Source organism: Nonomuraea sp. NPDC001831, assembly GCF_042892035.1.
Taxonomy (GTDB): Bacteria; Actinomycetota; Actinomycetes; order Streptosporangiales; family Streptosporangiaceae; genus Nonomuraea.
Window position 1 is genome coordinate 503,187 of the sequence record NZ_JBIATU010000006.1, and the last position, 17,576, is coordinate 520,762.

Below are 17,576 nucleotides of genomic sequence, written 5' to 3' on the forward strand. Positions count from 1 at the left end.
GATGGTTTGATCGCTGCTGTGGAGGCCTCGGTCGAGCAGCTCGTCTACGTCAGGGACGACGAATACACCGTCGCGCGCATGAGCGCCGAGGGCGTGCCCGACTTCGTGGCCACCGGCCGGGCGCTGTCGGGCGCGCAGCCGGGCGAGACGCTCCGGCTGACCGGCGACTGGAGCCACCACGCGCGCCACGGCAGGCGGTTCGCGGTGTCCGGGTGCGAGCGGGTGGTGCCCGCCACGGTCCGGGCGATCCGCGTCTACCTGGGGTCGGGGCTGATCCGCGGCATCGGGCCGCGGCTGGCGTACGCGATCGTCGACCACTTCGGCGAGGACACGCTCAAGGTCATCGACGCCGAGCCGGGGCGGCTGACCGAGGTCGTCAACATCGGGCCGCTGCGGCAGGCGCAGATCGTCCAGGCGTGGCAGGAGCAGAAGGCCATCGCCGCGCTGATGGTGACGTTGCAGGGGCTGGGCGTCAGCCCGCTGCTCGCGGCCAAGATCCACCAGGTGTTCGGCGGCGAGGCCGAGGAGGTGCTGGCCACCGACCCCTACCGGCTGATCGGCCGGGTCAGGGGCATCGCCTTCCGCGTCGCCGACCGCATCGCGCTGCAGCGGGGGGTGCCCGAGCGCAGCCCGCAGCGGATCAAGGCGGCGCTGCTCGACCGGCTGGAGTCGGCGGCGGTCCGCGACGGCCACTGCTTCGTGCCGGTGCCCCATCTGGTGGCGCGGGCGGCCGAGCTGATCGAGCTCGACCCCGAGGCGGTCGGGCCGATGATCGACGCGCTGGTGGCCGAGCGGCGGGTGGTGGTCGAGGCCGACGACGAGCAGCCGGGGCGGGCGGTGGCCTACGCCAAACACGTGCACGCCCGCGAGCGGCAGCTCACCGAGCAGCTCACCCGGCTCCTGCGGGCCCGCTCCACGCTGCCGCTGCGTTCCTTCCGCGAGGACGAGACCCTCCACGACGACCAGCGCGCGGCCGTCAACATGGCGCTGACCTGCACCGTCTCGATCATCACCGGCGGGCCCGGCTGCGGCAAGAGCCACACGGTCAGGGCCGTGGCCGCCACGGTCAAAGCGTCGGGCGGCTCGGTCACGCTCACGGCCCCCACCGGCAAGGCCGCCAAACGCCTGTCGGAGCTGACCGGCATGCCCGCGATGACCATCCACCGCATGCTCGCCCACCAGCCCGACCCCGACCCCTCCACGCTGTTCGAGGAGGCGCCCGCGCAGGCCGACCTGATCGTGGTCGACGAGGCGTCGATGCTCGACCTCCATCTCGCCACGCGGCTCACGGCGGCCGTCCAGCCGGGCAGCCACCTGCTGCTCATCGGCGACAGCGACCAGCTGCCCAGCATCGGCGCCGGCGACGTGCTGGCCGACCTGCTGCGCGTGGAGGCCGTCCCGCGGGTGCGGCTCACCCACGTCTTCCGCCAGGCGGCCGGCAGCGGCATCGTCGAGGCCGCCCACCTCATCCGGGCCGGCCGCGTGCCGGCGACGCCGGGGCGCGGCGGGTTCTGGTTCGAGGAGCTCGACGATCCGGCGCGGGTGGCCGAGCGGGTGGCCCATCTGGCCATGGAGGCGATCCCGCGCAAGCAGGGCGTGCCGCCCGAGCAGGTGCAGGTGCTGTGCCCGATGCGCAAGGGCGAGACGGGCGCGGTCACGCTGGGCCGGCTGCTGCAGGACCGCCTCAACCCGGCGGCCGACGACAAGCCCGAGCACTGGTCGGGGGCGTCGGTGTTCCGGGTGGGCGACCGGGTCATGCCCATCCGCAACAACTACGACAAGGGCGTCTTCAACGGCGAGACCGCCACGGTCACCGCCGTGCTGCCGCAGGACCGCGTGATCGAGGTCCGCACCGACGACGGCGAGACCGTCCAGTACGGGTTCGGCGAGCTCGACGACCTCACCCACGCCTACGCGATCAGCGTGCACCGCTCGCAGGGCAGCGAGTACCCGTTCGTGGTGGCGCCGATCGTGGCCGAGGCGGGTGGGGTCATGTTGCGGCGCAAGCTGCTGTACACGCTGGTGACGCGGGCCAAGGCGTGGGTCGTGCTGGTGGGGCAGCGCGAGGCGCTGGAGCTGGCCGTCCACCGGGTGGGCCGCCCGCGCAACACCGGCCTGCCCCGCCGCCTGGCCCAGAGCCTGTCGGCCTGACCCCGCCCCGGGCCGACCCGTGATCGGGCCGTACCCGGTCGGGGCCGGGGCGGGGTCAGTCCTGGCGGATGAGGGCCGTGGCGAGCAGTTCGGCCAGGTGGCGGCCCTGGCGTCCGGTGCCGGCGGCGGCGATCTGGGTGCGGCAGGAGAAGCCGTCGGCGAGCAGCTCCTCCCCCGGCCCCGCCGACCGTACGGCCGGCCAGAGCCCCTGCTCGGCGCAGGCCTGCGCCACCTCGTGGTGTCCCCGCTCGAACCCGAAGTTGCCGGCCTGCCCGCAGCAGCCGGTGTCGAGCACGCTGGTCCGGATGCCGAAGCGGTCGAGCACGGCCCGGTCGGCGTCGTAGCCCATGATCGCGCTCTGGTGGCAGTGCACCTGCGCGATCGCCTGCCCGCCGGTCGTGGCCGGCCGCCAGTCGGCGGCGCGCGTCTCCAGCAGCTCGGCCAGCGTCAGGAACCGCTCCGCCAGCAGCCGCGTCTCGGCCGTGTTGAGCAGTTCGGGCCCGTCGGAGCGGAACACGGCGGCGCAGCTCGGCTCCAGGCCGACCACCGGCACCCCGGCCTCGGCCCAGGGGGCGAGCGCCCTCACCGTCCGGGCCAGCACCCGCCGGGCCACCCCGAGCTGCCCGGTGCTGATCCAGGTCAGCCCGCAGCACAGCGTCACCGGCGGCACCACGACCTCGAACCCGGCCGCCTCCAGCACGTCCACGGCGGCCCGCCCGATGTGCGGGTCGAAGTGGTCGGTGAACGTGTCGGCCCACAACACCACCCGCCCCCGCGTGCCCGGCCCGCCGCGCGGACGCCGCCTGAACCAGTCGGTGAACCGCTGCCGGGCGAACCTCGGCAGCTCGCGCTCCGGCGTGATCCCCGCGACGGCCTTGACCAGCCGCGACAGCCCGGGCGCCGAGTTGACCGCGTTGACCAGGCCGGGCGCGGCCGAGGCGAGCGCGGCCCACACCGGCAGCCAGCCCATCGAGTAGTGGGCGCGCGGCCGGACGCGGCGCCGGTAGTGGTGGGCGAGGAACTCGGCCTTGTAGGTGGCCATGTCCACGTTCACCGGGCATTCGGAGCGGCAGCCCTTGCACGACAGGCACAGGTCGAGTGCGTCCCGCACGGCGGCCGAACGCCAGCCGTCGGTGATGACGTCGCCGCGCACCATCTCCTCCAGCAGCCGGGCGCGCCCCCGCGTGGAGTGCTCCTCCTCGCGGGTCACCCGGTAGCTGGGGCACATGACGCCGCCCTCGAAGGTGTGCTTGCGGCAGGTGCCGGTGCCGACGCAGCGGGTGGCGGCGTGCCCGAAACGCCCGTGGTCGTGGGGGTACTGGAAGAACGTCTGGCGCGGCTCCTGCGGGTAGAAGCGGTGCTGGGCCAGGTTCTGGTCGAGATGGCGGGGGTGGACGACCTTGCCGGGGTTCATCCGGTCGCGCGGGTCGAAGATGGCCTTGAAGCGGCCGAACACCTCCACGACCTCCTGGCCGAACATGACGGGCAGCAGCTCGGCCAGCGCCTGGCCGTCGCCGTGCTCGCCGGACAACGAGCCGCCGTAGGAGGCGACCAGCTCGGCGGCCTCCCTGGCGAAGGCGCGGTAGCGGGCGATGCCGTCGTCGGTGTGCAGGTCGAGCGGCAGCCGGCCGTGCACGCAGCCCTGGCCGAAGTGGCCGTACAGGGCGGAGTCCTGGTAGTCGTGCGCGCGCAGCAGCCGCTCGTAGTCCCGCAGGTAGGCGCCCAGCCGCTCGGGCGGCACGGCCGCGTCCGACCAGCCCTCGTACGTCTGGCGGCCGGTCGGCGGGTACGCCTCCACGCCGAGCCCCGACTCCCGCCACCGCCACAGCCGGTCCTCCCTGGCCGGGTCGCCGAGGAAGGCGTGCGTGGGGGTGGGCGTCCCGGCCCGCTCCCCCACGTCGCGCATCATCGTCTCGGCCTGCTCGCGCGCCTGCTCGGGCGTGTCGCCGCCGAACTGCACCAGCAGCCAGCCGCCGCCCTCGGGCAGGTCCTGGAGCGCCGGGTCGCCGGGGTGCTCCCGCTTGGCCAGCCGGTACATGGTCTCGTCCATGGCCTCCAGCGCGATCGGCGCGTGCCGGGCCACGGCCGGGACGGCGTCGGCGGCGGTGAAGACGTCCTCGAAGCCGAGCACGGCCAGCGCCCTGGCGGGCGGGGACGGCACGACGCGCAACTCGGCGCGCAGCACGGTCACCAGCGTGCCCTCGCTGCCGGTCAGGGCGCGGGCCAGGTCGAAGCCGTTCTCGGGCAGGAGCTGGTCGAGGTTGTAGCCGGAGATGCGGCGTTCCAGCCTGGGGTAGCGGGTGCGGACCAGTTCCATGGTCTCGTCGCGCAGCTCGCGCACCTGGCGGTAGATCTCGGCCAGGCGGCCGCCCTGGGCCTGGATGCGGTCGTACTCGGCGTCGCCGGTCGGCCCGACCCAGGCGCGCACGCCGTCGTAGGTGAGGATCTCCAGCCGGAGCACCGACTGCGACATCTTCCCGTACGCCTGCGCCGAGGCCCCGCACGAGTTGTTGCCGATCATGCCGCCGATCGTGCAGGCCCGATGGCTGGACGGCCGGGGCCCCACCATCAGCCCGTACCGGGCCAGCTCGTGGTCCACCTGGTCGAGCACGGCACCCGCCTGGACGACGACCCGGCGGCCCGCAACGTCCACGGACTCGACCGCGCCGCAGTGCTTGGACCAGTCGATCACCACCGCCGCGTTGCAGCACTGCCCGGCCAGGCTGGTGCCGCCGCCGCGGGAGAGCACGGGCACGTCCCCGGACCGGCACACGGCCACCGCCGCCACCCCGGCGTCCAGGTCGTACGGCACGACGACGCCGATCGGGACCTGCCGGTAGTTGGAGGCGTCACGCGCGTAGGCGGCGCGGCTGCCCAGGTCGAAGCGCACCTCGCCGTCCACGGCCGCGGCCAGGCGGCGGCTCAGCGTCTCGACGTCGATCTCACGGGACGTCGGCGTGCGCGTGACGGGCGTGTTGACCAGGCTCTTCATGCCGGGCCCTTACCCGGGCCGGCTCACGGGCCGCCCAACGGCGGGCCAAGCCCGGTTCTAGACCCCGAGCAGGTCGGTGAGGTCGTCGGCGTGCTCCTCCTCCTCTTCCAGGATCGACTCCATGAGCCGGCGGGTGGTGGGGTCGCCGTCGCCGAGCCAGCGGATGATCTCCTGGTAGGTGGAGATGACGATGCGCTCGGCCCACAGGTTGGCCTCCAGCAGCGCCTTCAGGTCGGTGTCGGCGGGCACCTGGTAGTCGGTGTGCGAGCGCTGGACGAGCTTGGCCGGGTCGAAGTCCGGCTCGCCGCCGAGCTGGCTGACGCGTTCGGCGGCGCGCAGCGCGTGGTCGAGCTCCTCCTTGGCGTGCTCGGTGAACTCCGCCGCCACCTGCGCGCGGTCGATGCCCTTGGCCGAGATGGCGTGCCTGGTGTACCTGAGCCAGCACACCACCTCGGTGGCGATCACGTCGTTGAGGACCTCGATGACCTTCTCCGGGTCGCGGCCGAAGGTCTGCGTGATCGGGCCCTCGTCCATCTTCTGCCGCACCTGCTCGCGGATCCTGGTGACGTCGAGCACGAAGTCGTCCGTCTGCGTCATGATGTGTCCTTCCCCCGGCGATTTCCCCTGGTCAACGGTAACTTCGCCGGACCCTGCGCCGGGGTTGCGACACGGGGGGACCGCAGGCGGGGCGCCAGCGCGAGCGTGACGGCCGCCGACGCCGCGGCCAGCACGGCCATGGCCGCGCCGGGCGAGGTGTGCTCGGCCAGGGCGCCGGCGAGCGCGGCGGCCAGCCCCTGCATGGCGATCATGCCGGAGGAGTGCAGGCCGAGCGCGTGGCCGCTCAGCTCGGGGGGCGTCAGCGCCATGAGCCGCTCCTGCAGCAGCAGGGTGGCGGCGAACCCGGCCGAGGCGAGCGCGACCAGCACCGGCGACGGGCAGGCCACGAACACCAGGTACGGCAGCGCGAGCCGCAGGTACAGCGGCGTGACCAGCCGCGCCCGCCGGTGCGGCGGCACGTACCGGCCGACCAGCACGTCACCGGCGAGCATCCCGCCGGCGGCGCAGGCGAACAGCAGCCCGGCCCGGTCCGGCGCGAGCGGCACGAACAACGACTCGCAGCCGACGATCAGGCCGTTGGGCAGCCAGAGGGCGAGGAAGACGTGCCGGCGCGGCCGATCGGACCACAGGCGGGCGTTGTCGCGCCAGGTCTCGGCGGGTGAGGGCCGTCCGGACGCGCGCGGCCGCCGCCGTCCGAGCCCCAGCCCGGCCGTCGCGGCGGCCAGGTGGAGGGCCGCCGCGACGAGCAGCGTCCCGCGCGGCGACAGGACGGTCACCAGCACCCCGCCCGCGCCGAACCCGGCGATCTGCACGATCCCGGAGGACATGTTGAGCACCGACCGGCCGAGCAGGTAGCCGTCCCGGTCGAGCAGCTCGTTCAGCAGCCCGTAACGGACGCCGCCGCCGAGCGCGGACAGCGCGCCGAGTGCCAGCACGACGGCGAGCATGCCCCACACGGGCAGGCCGGGCACGGCCAGGAAGGCGGCGCCGAGCGCGGCCGCCAGCGCCAGCCCGGACAGGGCGGCGCGCGGCGGCAGCCGGTCGGCCGCCGACAGCAGCGTGGCCGCGCCCACCACCTGGGCGAGCGCCGGGCCGAACATGGCCAGCCCGGACAGCAGCGGCGATCCGGTGTCGGCGTAGACGAGGGTGCCGAGGGCGAGCCCGCTCACCGTCTGCCCGGCCACCTGCCCGGACGAGACCAGGAAGAGCGGGGTGAATCCGGACCTGCCGAACAGGTCCCGGTACGTGCGCATGGGACGGCAGTCTTCGCGACCGGCGACGGCAGGCGTTACTGTTTCGCCCACCCGCGAAACAGAGCAGGGACGAGGAGGACGTGGTGGGGTTCTGGCAGGTCGACGCGGACACGCTGGCGGACGGCCGGTTCGTCCTGTCGCCGCTGGCCGAGACGATCGCCGCGCTGAAGACGCTGGACCGCGCCGTCGCCGCCCATCCCGGCGAGCACGCCTGGCTGGCCGCCCACCTGCCCGCCTACCGCGCCCAGCAGGCCGCCGACCCGGTCACGGCGCTGCTCGTCCGCGCCGCCCTGGGCCGTACGTGGAACGCGACGTTCCTCACGCCCACGCCCGAGGGAGAGGGCGAGGCGGCCTTCGAGGAGGAGCTGGCGAGCGTCCGCGACACCCCGCCCGAGCAGGCGCGCGCGGACCTGGTCGAGTCGCTGGGCGGCCCGGTGCCCGCCGCGCTGCGCCGCGACGACCTGCCCGCACGCATGGCCGCCCGGCTGGAGTGGGTGTGGCGCGAGACCGTGCTGCCGGCCTGGCCGCGGCGCCGCCGGATCATCGAGGCCGACGTCACGGCCCGCGCCGCGCGGCTGGGCCGGGGCGGCTGGGCGGCGGCTCTGGACGGCATGCGTCCCGGTCTGCGCTGGCTGGGCGACGGGCGGCTGCAGATCAACGCCTACGACCATCCGCCGCGGGACCTGGCGGGCGCGAGGCTGATGTTCGTGCCGGTCACGCCGCGCCAGGGCTGGGTGAGCTGGCACGGCTCCCGCCGCTGCGCGATCGTCTACCCGTGCTCGGGCCCGCTGGCCGACGTCGGCCCGCCGCCCGCGCCGCAGGCGCTGGGCCGGCTGCTGGGCGGGGCCCGGGCGGGCGTGCTGGTGCTGCTGGACACCCCGAAGAGCACCACGCAGCTCGTCGCGCTCACCGGCCAGGGCCTGGGCTCGGTGGGCCGCCATCTCAAGGTGCTGCTCGACGCGGGGCTGGTCGGCCGGGTGCGGGCGGGCCGTTCGGTCCTCTACGGCCGTACGTCCGTCGGCGAAGACCTCGTACGGGCACAAACCACCTGACCGCGCCCGTCCGCAGCTGCCACCATGGGAAGCCCATGGACGAACGACGCATGATCCGCATCTCCAAGTACCTGGCCAGGCACCTGCGCCACGACCCGCAGCGCATCGGGCTCACCCTCGACGCGGCCGGCTGGGTCCCCGTCGACGACCTGCTCGCCGCGGCCGCGGCGCACGACTTCCCGATCACCCCCGACGAGCTGCGCCAGGTCGTGGCGGCCGACGACAAGCGGCGCTACGCGATCGAGGACGGCAGGATCCGCGCGAGCCAGGGCCACTCCGTGCCGGTGGAGCTCGGCCTGCCCGCCATGGAGCCGCCCGCCTACCTCTACCACGGGACGGTGGCCCGCCACCTGGACGCGATCCGCCGCGAGGGCCTGCGGCCGATGAGCCGCCACCACGTGCACCTGTCCCCCGACCGGGAGACCGCCGTCCGGGTGGGCGCGCGCAGGGGCAGGCCGGTGGTGCTGGCGGTCGCCGCCGGGGACATGCACGCCGCCGGGCACCTCTTCCTGCGCAGCGCCAACGGCGTCTGGCTCACCGCCCACGTCCCCCCGGCCCACCTGCGCTTCCCCTCCTGACCCGCTGCGGGAGCCCGGGATTCTCCGCGGCCCCCGGCAGGCGTCCCGTCCGGGGCTACAGCATGAGGAGGGTGACGCGGCCCGCTTTCCGAACGGTGGGAAGCGGGCCGCGGCGGCCGCTATTTCAGCCGCAGGTAGAACTTGTCCTGCCGAAGGATTCGATTGTTGTTGTACCAGGCCTGCAGCACCGCGCCGAAACCCTGGTTCTGTTCCTTGCCGAGGATCTGCACCGAGAAATTGTGTTCCGGTTTCGCGTAGGCGGCTCCTTGCGCCGTCGAGGCGAAGGGGAACTGATCGCATTCGACGTCATCGGCGGCCAGTTCCTCCTTGCCGAACTCGAACTCGCACGTTTTACCGGCGAATCTATGATTGGCGTCGATCTGTGACGAATACCTCGCCCGGGACAGGGGGTTCTGCGGTGTGCCGCCCGGAATGCTCTTCGCCTGGCGCAGGTCCGGGAAGGCGATGCCGCCGGGTTGGGGGTTGGTGACGGAGCCGGGCGTCAGCGCCCGCTTGATGTGGTCGTAGATCTGGTCGACCGCCACGCCCTTGTCGTTCTTGTCGTCCTTGGCGAAGGACTGCGCGGGAACGGCGTCCATGATCACGCAGCCGCCGACGGAATTGCCCTGCGCGTCCTTGTTGTGCCAGGAGATGAGGGGTGAGGTGTCACACCTGACGGTGAAGGACCGAAACCCGGGCGCGGCCCGCTTGCCGTTGTAGTCGTGCGCGAGGGCGGGCGTCAGCGTACAGGAGCCGATCTTGTGCTCGCCGTCCGCACGGTCGGTACGGAAACGTTCGGTGATCTGCCATTCCTGGCTCGCGTTGTTCCATTGCGTGGGAGTGGCCCACTTCGTCCCGGTCCTGGAGACGAGTTGGCAGGCGCCGGTTCCCGGCCCGGGATCGCTCACCTCGGTCCAGAACGCGTGCGGAGCCGTCGCGAGGGCGCCGAAGCCGCCCGCGTCGACCGAGATGCGGGTCGTGATCTCGAACTCGCGGCCGGTCTGGTCCGTCGAGATCCGCACCAGCCGCTTGCCCTGGACCTTGGTCAGCACCTGCTCCTGACCGTCCGGGTACTTCGCGGTGATCCGGCTGACCCAGGGCCCCTTGTTGCAGTAGGCGAAACGGTTCTTGGTGTAACCGTTCCAGGACTCGGTGGCGGCGGCCGCCTGGCATTCGGTGAAGGTGACGTCCTGGGCGGCGTCCTTGTCGGCGGGCAGGTACTTCTTGATGCTCGCCGCGTCCGCCGCCGCGGTGGCGGTGAGCTCGGACCCGCCCGCGGTCTCGGCCACCGTGAACGACTGCCAGTCCGACCAGGCGCCCACGGCTCCCGCCAGTGACACCCGGGCCCGCCAGCGCACCCGCCAGCCGTCACGCAGCTTGCCCGCGGGCACCTGGATGCCGGTGATCGCCGGAGAGCCGTGCTCGGCGGCCTCCGCGCTGCCCGACCAGATCACGCCCTTGCCCTGACGCGCCGACGCGTGTTCGACCTGAACCTCCGCCGAAGCGTGCCGTCCTGCCGCACGGGGGGCGTTGACCAGCAAGGAAGGCCGCGTCGTCGGGACGACCAGCCGTCCCGACGACTCCTTGACGCCGCGGACGCGCAGCTGGCCGGCCGCCAGGGCGCCGGGAGCGGCCTTCTTGGCCGTCGCCTTCAGCGGGGTCCATTGGTAGTTGGTGAACCACCAGGCGTAGGAGCCGATCATGATGTTGCCGGCCGCGTCCTGGGCTTCGCTCACCTCCGCCGCGTAGAAGCTGCCGAGCGCCTGGGAGGGCGTGAAGGTCAGCGTCTTCCCGTCCGGGCTCATGCTGGACTGCCCCGCGACCTCCCGCTCCTCGAACAGGTCGGTCACGGTGAGCCGGGCATTCGTGACAGGTTCGTTGAACCGCACGATCACCTTGGCGCTTGCCGGCACGTTCTCGGCGTCGTCGGCGGGCTGGACCTGCACGACCTCCGGGGACGTGGTGTCGTCACCGGGAGTCGGCGTGGGGGTGGGAGTCGGCGTGGGAGTGGGGGTCGGAGTCGGGGTCGGTGTCGGGGTCGGGGTCGGGGTCGGCGTGGGTGTCGGTGTCGGAGTGGGGGTCGGTGTGGTGGTCGGGGAGTCGATGTAGGTCACGACCAGCGTGGGTGCCTGCCTGCCGGACCGCGAGGAGGCGAACCCCCGGTCGTACGCCGACGCGGTGGACGCCTCGTGGACGCCTCGGAGGAGAAGGCCATGGTTCGGCCGGCCCGAGCCCCACGCCTGCGCGATGCCCGTGACCGGCCACGTCCACGTGTCGCCGATGACGGGATCGTCGTCCTGGCAGGGCTGCGGGTCACGGGCGGTGGCCTGGTTCTCAGTCGTCACCGCGGGTTGCCTGGCCCAGCTCAACGTGCTGATGTCCCAGGCCGCGGTCACCTGCTGGGCGAGGATGCCGGCGCCGCTGTCGCCGCATCCGTACCCGTAGACGTTCGACAGGCGCAGTTCCGCCGACTTGACCTGCTTGCCGGTGAGGGCGGCGGAGTCGAACCGCAGGTAGGTGCGCTCCTTGACCGGGGTGCTGGAGCCGTCGTACAGGCCCGCCCAGAGGTTGTCGCCGCTGTCGTCGATCGCGTCCGCGCTGTCGATCCAGAGGTTGTCCTTCAGCGGGAGCTCGATCGTGCGTTCCTGGCCGGGGCCCGGGTCCGTGTCTCCGCTGCCGAGGAGTTTCAGCTCGTCCGCGTACAACGTCGCCGGGGCGTCCTGGCCGGCCTTGACCGACAGTTTGAGCTGCGCCGTCGCGGCCCCGGAGGGCGGCGGGACGGTCGCCTCGACGGCGGTCCAGGTGTCGGCCGCCAGGGTCCGCTCGGCCGTGCTGGACTTGAGCAGTGTCCCGGCGGAGTCGAACCAGTCCACGCCCCAGGCGAGGGTGAGGCTCCCGCCCTGCGGGTAGAACCAGCCGTTGGCCGCGTGCAGAGCGTTCGCGCGGACCGCGATCCCGGTCTCGGAGCGGACCTCCGCCTGACCGCCCGCGGGCACGACCAGCTTCGCCGACGCGGTTCCGGCACTCTCGTGTGCGCGGTCGGCCGACCGCTCCAAGGTGCCGCCGGTCGCTGTCCACGGCGGGAGCCCGCTCTCGAAGGACGGGTTGGCGTTGAGCACCTTGCCGGGCGCCGGTGGCGTCGGTTCGGGGTTGGGCGCGGGCGGTGTTCCCGGATCGTCGGAGACCGGGTCGAACCCCGCGGCCAGCTCCTCGTCGGACAGGCCGCTCGGGTAGGACGCGTCCATCGCGCCGAGCTCGACGGTGTTGTTCCGGGCGATGGCCTCGTCCAGCGCCTTCTCCGGCGTGATCGCGCGGCCGGGCACCGTCTCCCCGTCGCGCATCGACGACGTCGCCCAGGCCTTGTCCTCCGCGAAGGAGCCGGCCGGAACCTGCTGGCCGCCGGGATAGTCGCGAACGATGGCCACCTGTTCCGGCTCGGGCGCCGGAACGTATTGGATCATGAGGGTGGGCGGGTGGCGGAAGCCCGGGTAGGGGTCGCCGTTCTGCTCCTTGGAGTAGTACTGGCGCCAGTTGATCGCCGTGGTCTCGTTGACGGCCCGCAGCACCATCCCGTGGTTGGCCACGCCCCGCTCGATCCACGCGCCGGCCATGTTCGTGACCGGGTGGACCAGCGTCTCCTCCGTGGCGCACCAGGAGCCGGGGGCGGCCTCGGAGTTGTAGCCGGCCTTGTTCACGCCCTCCAGGCTGCTGGCGAACGTGGGCTGCCGGGACCAGCTCAGGGTGGAGGTGTCCCAGGCCGAGGTGACCAGGGCGGCCCCGATGCCCGATCCCATGGGGTCGCCGCACTGCTGGCCACTGGGGCCGCCCGACTTGTAGTTCCACACCGACAGGTCCGCCTCGACCACGGTGGCGCCCTTGAGCGCGGGGTCGTCGGTGTCGAACTTCAGGTAGACGCGGGCGATGTCGGCGCCGGTGGAGGTGGTGCCGGCGCGCAGCCAGGCGGCCGCGGCGTTGTTGGTGGCGGGGTTGTTCTTGCTGACCCAGGCGTCGTCGGGCTGGCCGCCGCCGAACCAGTCGTCGGCCGCGGCGATCGTCACCGGGTAGGTCACCGCCGGATCGGCGAGGAACTTCTCGTCCGGCGTGAACACCAGCTCAGGCGTCGCGCCGGAGGCGTCCACCCGGGCCTGGACCGGGGCGGACCGGCCGGCGTCGGGCCCGGTCTCGGCCTTGGCGTCCATGGCGGTCAGGACGACCGGCGCCGCCACGGCCTTGCCCTTGGCGTCCTTGAGCTGCGGCCGCCCGTCGGAGGTGGTGCCGAAGGCGGTGCCCTCGGGCAGGGTGAGCGGCAGCCGGACGGTCACCGGCCCGGCCGGCCGCCGCCGGAGGACCACCTGCGAGACGAACCCGTCAGGCTGGGCCCGCACCACCAGGTCCGCTCCCGCCGCGACGGCGTCGGGGTAGGTGACCGTGCTGCCGGAGACCTTCGGCTCCGGCAACGCCCGGGTGACGCGCAGGCCGGTCGTGCCCCGTTCGCCCGCCGCCGACACCAGGTGTCTGGCGCCGCGCCCGCCGAAGGTCAGCGGGGTCTTGACGCGGGCGGCCTGCAGCTTGCCGTCCCGGGTGACGATGCGGGTGTCGACGGGCTCCCAGGCGCCGGCCGGGTTCCTGAGCTGGACGGGCCGGGTGTACAGCTCAGCCCGCAGGTGCTTGCCGTCGGGGTTCGCCCAGACCTTCATGGTCTCGGAGAACCGGGACGGCACCTCGACGGGTTTGCCGGACTCGGCCGCCTGCCGCCAGGCGGCCTTGAGCGCCGGTTCCGTAGTGGTGGCCGATGGCGTCGTCGCCGGAGGCGCCGCGGTGGAGGGTGACGTGCGGCCCTGGGCGATGGCGGGGGCGCTCAGCAGCGCGAGCGGCAGCGTCAGAGTCGTGATCAGGGCAGCGCGACGGCGCGTCCGGCGGGAAAAGCCGGACGCTAATCGACGTGTGTTCACTCACAGCCTTTCGAACAGATGTTGGTAAAACTCAGTGATCGTCACACGCGTGGGATTAAATGTAAAGATCGTTTCCAGTAACGGGAACGGGATGCTCCGTGATCGACCGGGGCCGCGCATTTTTCGGTCCGGAAGACCGCGGCGGGCACATCGCGGTGAATGACATGGACGCCGGCGATGTATTTCGCGGCGATCGATTCTCAATCGGGCCCAAATCCCGGTGTCGCGGCACGCTCTTCGGGAAATCCCGCGCGCCCGATTTCGCCACCGAAGGGCCGCGGTTCAATATCCCAGCCGGTGAAGCGCGAACCGCACGACCGCCGCGCACGGCGGGCGTTCGCCGACGACCAGTGCCCGCGCGCCGGGCGGGAGGGGCGTTGGCTAGGCTGTGGGCCGGAGGATGATCACCCATGCGCGCACGCGATCTCGTCACGGAGTTCCCGGCGGTCACGCTCGACATGTCGGCGCTCGACGCCGCCCGGCTGCTGGCCGAGCGCGACCTGCCCGGCCTCATCGTGATCGGCGACGACGGCCGCCCCCACAGCATCCTCCCCGGCACGCAGGTGCTCCGGCTGGCCGTGCCGCCCTACTGCCAGGACGACCCGGCCCTGGCCCGGGTGGTGGACGAGGCCCACGCCGACCTCTTCCTGCGCCGGCTCGGCACGCGCACCGTCCGCGAGTGCCTGCCCGAGCAGCCGCGGGAGTTGCCGGTGGCGGACATGAAGGCCACGGTGCTCGAACTGGCGGCGCTCATGGCCCGCACGCGCAGCCCGCTGGTGGCGATCGTGGAGGACGGCCGGGTCGCCGGAGCCGTCACCCTCCAGTCCCTCCTGGACCACGCGCTCGCCCTCTGACCGCCTCCCCCGGGGCCGGTGACGCGCCGAGGGCGGCGACGATCTCCGGCCGGGAGCGTCGTAGGGTGGTGCCCATGGGGAAGACCGCCGCCCGACAGCCCGTCCCCGCCCGGCGGGCCGACGCCGAGCGCAACATCGCCGCCATCCTGGAGGCCGGGACGCGGCTGCTCAGCGACGACCCGGGCGCGAGCGTGGCCGAGATCGCCAAGGCCGCGGGCGTCGGCCGGGTCACCCTGTACGGGCACTTCCCCTCCCGCGAGGCCCTGGTGGACGCCGTCCTCGACCACACCGTCGGGCTGGCCGACGCCGTCCTGGAGGACGAGGCACTCGACACGGCCCCCGCGCCGGAGGCGATGGCGGGGCTGCTGCGTTCGTCGTGGGAGATCCTCGACCGCCACCGGCGGCTCTTCGTGGCCGCCGACCGGGTGCTGCCCACCGAGCGCATCCGCGAGCACCACGACCGCCCGCTGCGCCGGGTGGAGCGCCTGATCGCCCGCGGCCAGGACGACGGCGACTTCCGCACCGACCTGCCGCTGGAGTGGCTGGTGACGACGTTCTTCGCGATCATCCACAGCGCGGCCCAGGAACGGGAGGCCGGCCGTCTGGCCGCCGAGCAGGTCGAGCCGGTCCTGGCCCGCACCATGCTCTCCCTCCTGACCCCGCCCTCCCCCGCCTGACCTCTCCCGCCAGGCCCCCGCCGGCCTTCCGGCACGACCTCACACTCCGCCGCCCGGCGCGGCCCGAACGTGCCCGGCCGACCCGTGCCGCCGCGACACCCTACCGGCGTACCGTTTTGTTGTGCTTAACTTGAACATCAGTGTACGAGTTAAGGAGACCGGGAATGAGTCATCACGTCGGGACGCGGGCTGCCGCGCCCGCACAGAGCAAGGGCTGGGCGGTGCTGGCGTTGTTGTGCCTGGCGCAGCTCATGCTGATCATCGACATCACCGTCGTCCAGGTGGCCCTGCCCACCATCGGCGCCGACCTCGCGCTCGGCCGGGAGGCGCTGACCTGGGTGGTGACCACGTACACGCTGTGCTTCGGCGGCCTGATGGTCCTCGGCGGGCGGCTCGCCGACGCGCTCGGCCCCCGCCGCACGCTCATGGCCGGGCTGGCGCTGTTCACCGCGGCCTCGCTCGCCTGCGGCCTGGCCGGCGACGGCGGCACGCTCATCGCCGGGCGGGCCGTCCAGGGGGTCGGCGCGGCGCTGCTGTCCCCCGCGGCGCTGGCCGTCGTCACCACCGTCTTCCAGGGTGAGCGCCGGGCCCGCGCGCTCGCCGTGTGGGCGGCCATCGGCGGCTCCGGCGCGGCGATCGGCGTGCTGCTCGGCGGCGTCCTGACCGACGGCCCCGGCTGGATGTGGGTGTTCTACGTGAACGTCCCCGTCGGCCTGCTGGTGCTGGCCGCCGTCCCCCGCGTCGTCCCCGCCCGCGTCGCCGCCCGGGCCACCGGCGATGCCCCGCGCGGGGGCCGGGTCGACGTCGGCGGCGCGCTGCTCGTCACCCTGGCCACCGCCCTGCTGATCTACGGGCTCGTCTCGGCCGGCGACGGCGGCTGGGCCTCCGCGGGAACCCTGCTGCCGCTGGCCGGGGCCGCCGTGTCGTATGTCGCGTTCGTCCTGGTGGAGCGGTCGGTACGGGCGCCGCTCATGCGGATCGAGACCCTGGCCAGGCGTCCCGTCGTCTCGGGCGCGTTCGTCATGCTGGTCGCCACCGGGCTGATGCTGGGCCTGTTCTTCCTCAGCTCCCTCTACCTGCAGCACGTCCTGGGCTACAGCCCCCTGCGGACCGGGCTCACGTTCCTGCCCGTCGCCGTCGCCATCACGCTGGGCGCGCACGTCGGCGGCCGCCTCATCGGCAAGGTGGGCGGCCGGCCGGTGGCCGTGGCGTCGTTCCTGCTGACCGCCGCGGGGGCGGCGCTGATGACCCGGGTGTCCCCCGAGGCGGGCGCGTACACCACCTTGGTGCCGGGGTTCGTGCTGGCCGCCGTGGGGATCGGGCCGGCGTTCGTGACCGCCACCACCACGACGATGGCCAACGTCCCGCCCGGCGAGAACGGCGTCGCCTCCGGGGTGATCAACACCTTCCACGAGCTGGGCGGCTCGATCGGGGTGGCGGTGGTGTCCACGGTCGCCGCGTCCAGCCTGGTGCCGGGCGCGGGCGCCGGCGGCTTCACCTCGGGGCTCGTGTTGTGCGCGGTCGTCGCGGGGGTGGCGGCGGCGATCTCGCTCGGTCTCGTCCCGCCCGGCAGGCCGGCGGGCGCGTTCGTCGGTCACGGTCACGGTCACTGATGGGATGTCCCCGGCGACCCCGGGAGGCTATTCTGCTTGCGTGACTGCTCCGCCCCCCGCGGGACGCGGCTTCTCGACACACCCGGCCTCCGCCGGGGCCGGTCATCACCGGGCGCCGGACGGCGCCCCTCCGCCACCGGTCGCGTCGCGTCCCGAGCGCGGTGGGCGGCGGCGATGCCGCCGCTGACGCTCCTGCGCCGGGAGCAGCCGGGCGTGACGGTGATCGAGGTGTCCGGCGAGCTCGACGCCACCAACCGCGCCCAGTTCGAGAGCTTCCTCAGAGACCGTCCGGAGCCCGGTCACCAGGTCGTGTTCGACCTGGCCCGGGTGCCGTTCGTGGACAGCTCGGGCCTGCACGTCCTGCTGGCCTTCGCCACCGACCAGCTCCGGAGGTCGGGCGCGGTGCGCCTGGCCGCCGTGCAGCCCCTGCCCGCCCGTTTGCTGGACATCACCGGGGTGCTCGGGCACCTCCCCGTGCACGACACCGTCGAGGAGGCGGTGGCCGCCGCCAGGGCCGCCGCGGAACGTTCCGTGTGACGGGCGGCGCGCGGGCGCATTCTCGGCTAACTTCGGGGCTAGCGCGCGTCTGGGCGCAGGCGGCTACTCTTCCGCTACCCAGGGTTGAAGTTCTTCCATGCCGGGCGAGCACGGAACGAGGAACACGACATGAGCGACCCCACGGTCGGCAACGCACGTACGAGCGGGCGCGGCAAACGGGTCCGAGGCCCGTCCGAGGTGGGCGAGACCGAGCTGCGCCAGCTGCTCGGCGGGCTGACGGCGGTCCGGGACGGTGATTTCCGCACCCGTCTGCCGGAGGACGCCGACGGGTTGCTGGGTGAGATCGCCTCGGTGTTCAACGGGATGGTCGATCAGTTGTCGTTGTTCACCTCCGAGGT

Annotated in this window: 12 protein-coding genes; 8 read left to right on the top strand and 4 right to left on the bottom strand. The window is 73.4% G+C overall.

What is annotated here, in order from left to right; translation table 11 throughout:
• Positions 1–18 precede the first annotated feature (18 nt).
• The gene (locus ACFYYW_RS22920; RefSeq protein WP_387651234.1) at positions 19–2,151 is read left to right on the top strand and encodes an ATP-dependent RecD-like DNA helicase; all 2,133 of its coding nucleotides are present in this window, start codon (positions 19–21) and stop codon (positions 2,149–2,151) included.
• A gap of 55 nt (positions 2,152–2,206) precedes the next feature.
• Here the strand turns inward: ACFYYW_RS22920 and ACFYYW_RS22925 are convergent, their stop codons facing one another.
• The 3 genes from ACFYYW_RS22925 to ACFYYW_RS22935 are packed head-to-tail and all read right to left on the bottom strand — an operon-like array spanning position 2,207 to position 6,954.
• The gene (locus ACFYYW_RS22925; RefSeq protein ID WP_387651237.1) at positions 2,207–5,143 is read right to left on the bottom strand and encodes an FAD-binding and (Fe-S)-binding domain-containing protein; all 2,937 of its coding nucleotides are present in this window, start codon (positions 5,141–5,143) and stop codon (positions 2,207–2,209) included.
• A gap of 57 nt (positions 5,144–5,200) precedes the next feature.
• Positions 5,201–5,740 (bottom strand): DUF892 family protein, encoded by a 540-nt coding sequence (locus ACFYYW_RS22930; protein WP_387651240.1) that lies wholly within the window; start codon positions 5,738–5,740, stop codon positions 5,201–5,203.
• On the bottom strand, positions 5,737–6,954 hold the full coding sequence (locus ACFYYW_RS22935; protein ID WP_387651243.1) for an MFS transporter: 1,218 nt from the start codon (positions 6,952–6,954) through the stop codon (positions 5,737–5,739). Before ACFYYW_RS22935 ends, ACFYYW_RS22930 begins: the two co-directional genes overlap by 4 nt.
• 83 nt (positions 6,955–7,037) lie before the next feature.
• On the opposite strand from ACFYYW_RS22935, the gene ACFYYW_RS22940 reads away from it, so the two are divergent.
• Positions 7,038–8,006, top strand: a complete 969-nt coding sequence (locus ACFYYW_RS22940; protein WP_387651246.1) for an ArsR/SmtB family transcription factor — start codon at positions 7,038–7,040, stop codon at positions 8,004–8,006.
• A gap of 35 nt (positions 8,007–8,041) precedes the next feature.
• Complete coding sequence (locus ACFYYW_RS22945; RefSeq protein ID WP_387651249.1) at positions 8,042–8,584, top strand: RNA 2'-phosphotransferase; 543 nt, start codon at positions 8,042–8,044, stop codon at positions 8,582–8,584.
• 119 nt (positions 8,585–8,703) lie between these two features.
• Here ACFYYW_RS22945 and ACFYYW_RS22950 read toward each other — a convergent pair whose 3' ends face one another.
• Entirely contained in the window at positions 8,704–13,536 is a 4,833-nt protein-coding gene (locus tag ACFYYW_RS22950) for a DNRLRE domain-containing protein (protein ID WP_387651252.1), read from the bottom strand.
• Between the two features lie 410 nt (positions 13,537–13,946).
• On the opposite strand from ACFYYW_RS22950, the gene ACFYYW_RS22955 reads away from it, so the two are divergent.
• From ACFYYW_RS22955 to ACFYYW_RS22975, 5 genes are all read left to right on the top strand, one after another.
• Positions 13,947–14,390, top strand: coding sequence for a CBS domain-containing protein (locus ACFYYW_RS22955; RefSeq protein WP_352329152.1), 444 nt, complete (start codon positions 13,947–13,949; stop codon positions 14,388–14,390).
• A gap of 74 nt (positions 14,391–14,464) precedes the next feature.
• On the top strand, positions 14,465–15,067 hold the full coding sequence (locus tag ACFYYW_RS22960) for a TetR/AcrR family transcriptional regulator (RefSeq protein ID WP_364421337.1): 603 nt from the start codon (positions 14,465–14,467) through the stop codon (positions 15,065–15,067).
• A 164-nt stretch (positions 15,068–15,231) separates the two neighbouring features.
• A complete protein-coding gene (locus ACFYYW_RS22965) occupies positions 15,232–16,680 on the top strand; it encodes an MFS transporter (protein WP_387651254.1) in 1,449 nt (482 codons plus the stop codon).
• A gap of 174 nt (positions 16,681–16,854) precedes the next feature.
• On the top strand, positions 16,855–17,217 hold the full coding sequence (locus ACFYYW_RS22970; RefSeq protein WP_352329146.1) for an STAS domain-containing protein: 363 nt from the start codon (positions 16,855–16,857) through the stop codon (positions 17,215–17,217).
• A 129-nt stretch (positions 17,218–17,346) separates the two neighbouring features.
• Positions 17,347–17,576 (top strand): HAMP domain-containing protein (locus ACFYYW_RS22975; protein WP_387651258.1); only part of this gene is annotated, 230 nt, incomplete at its 3' end.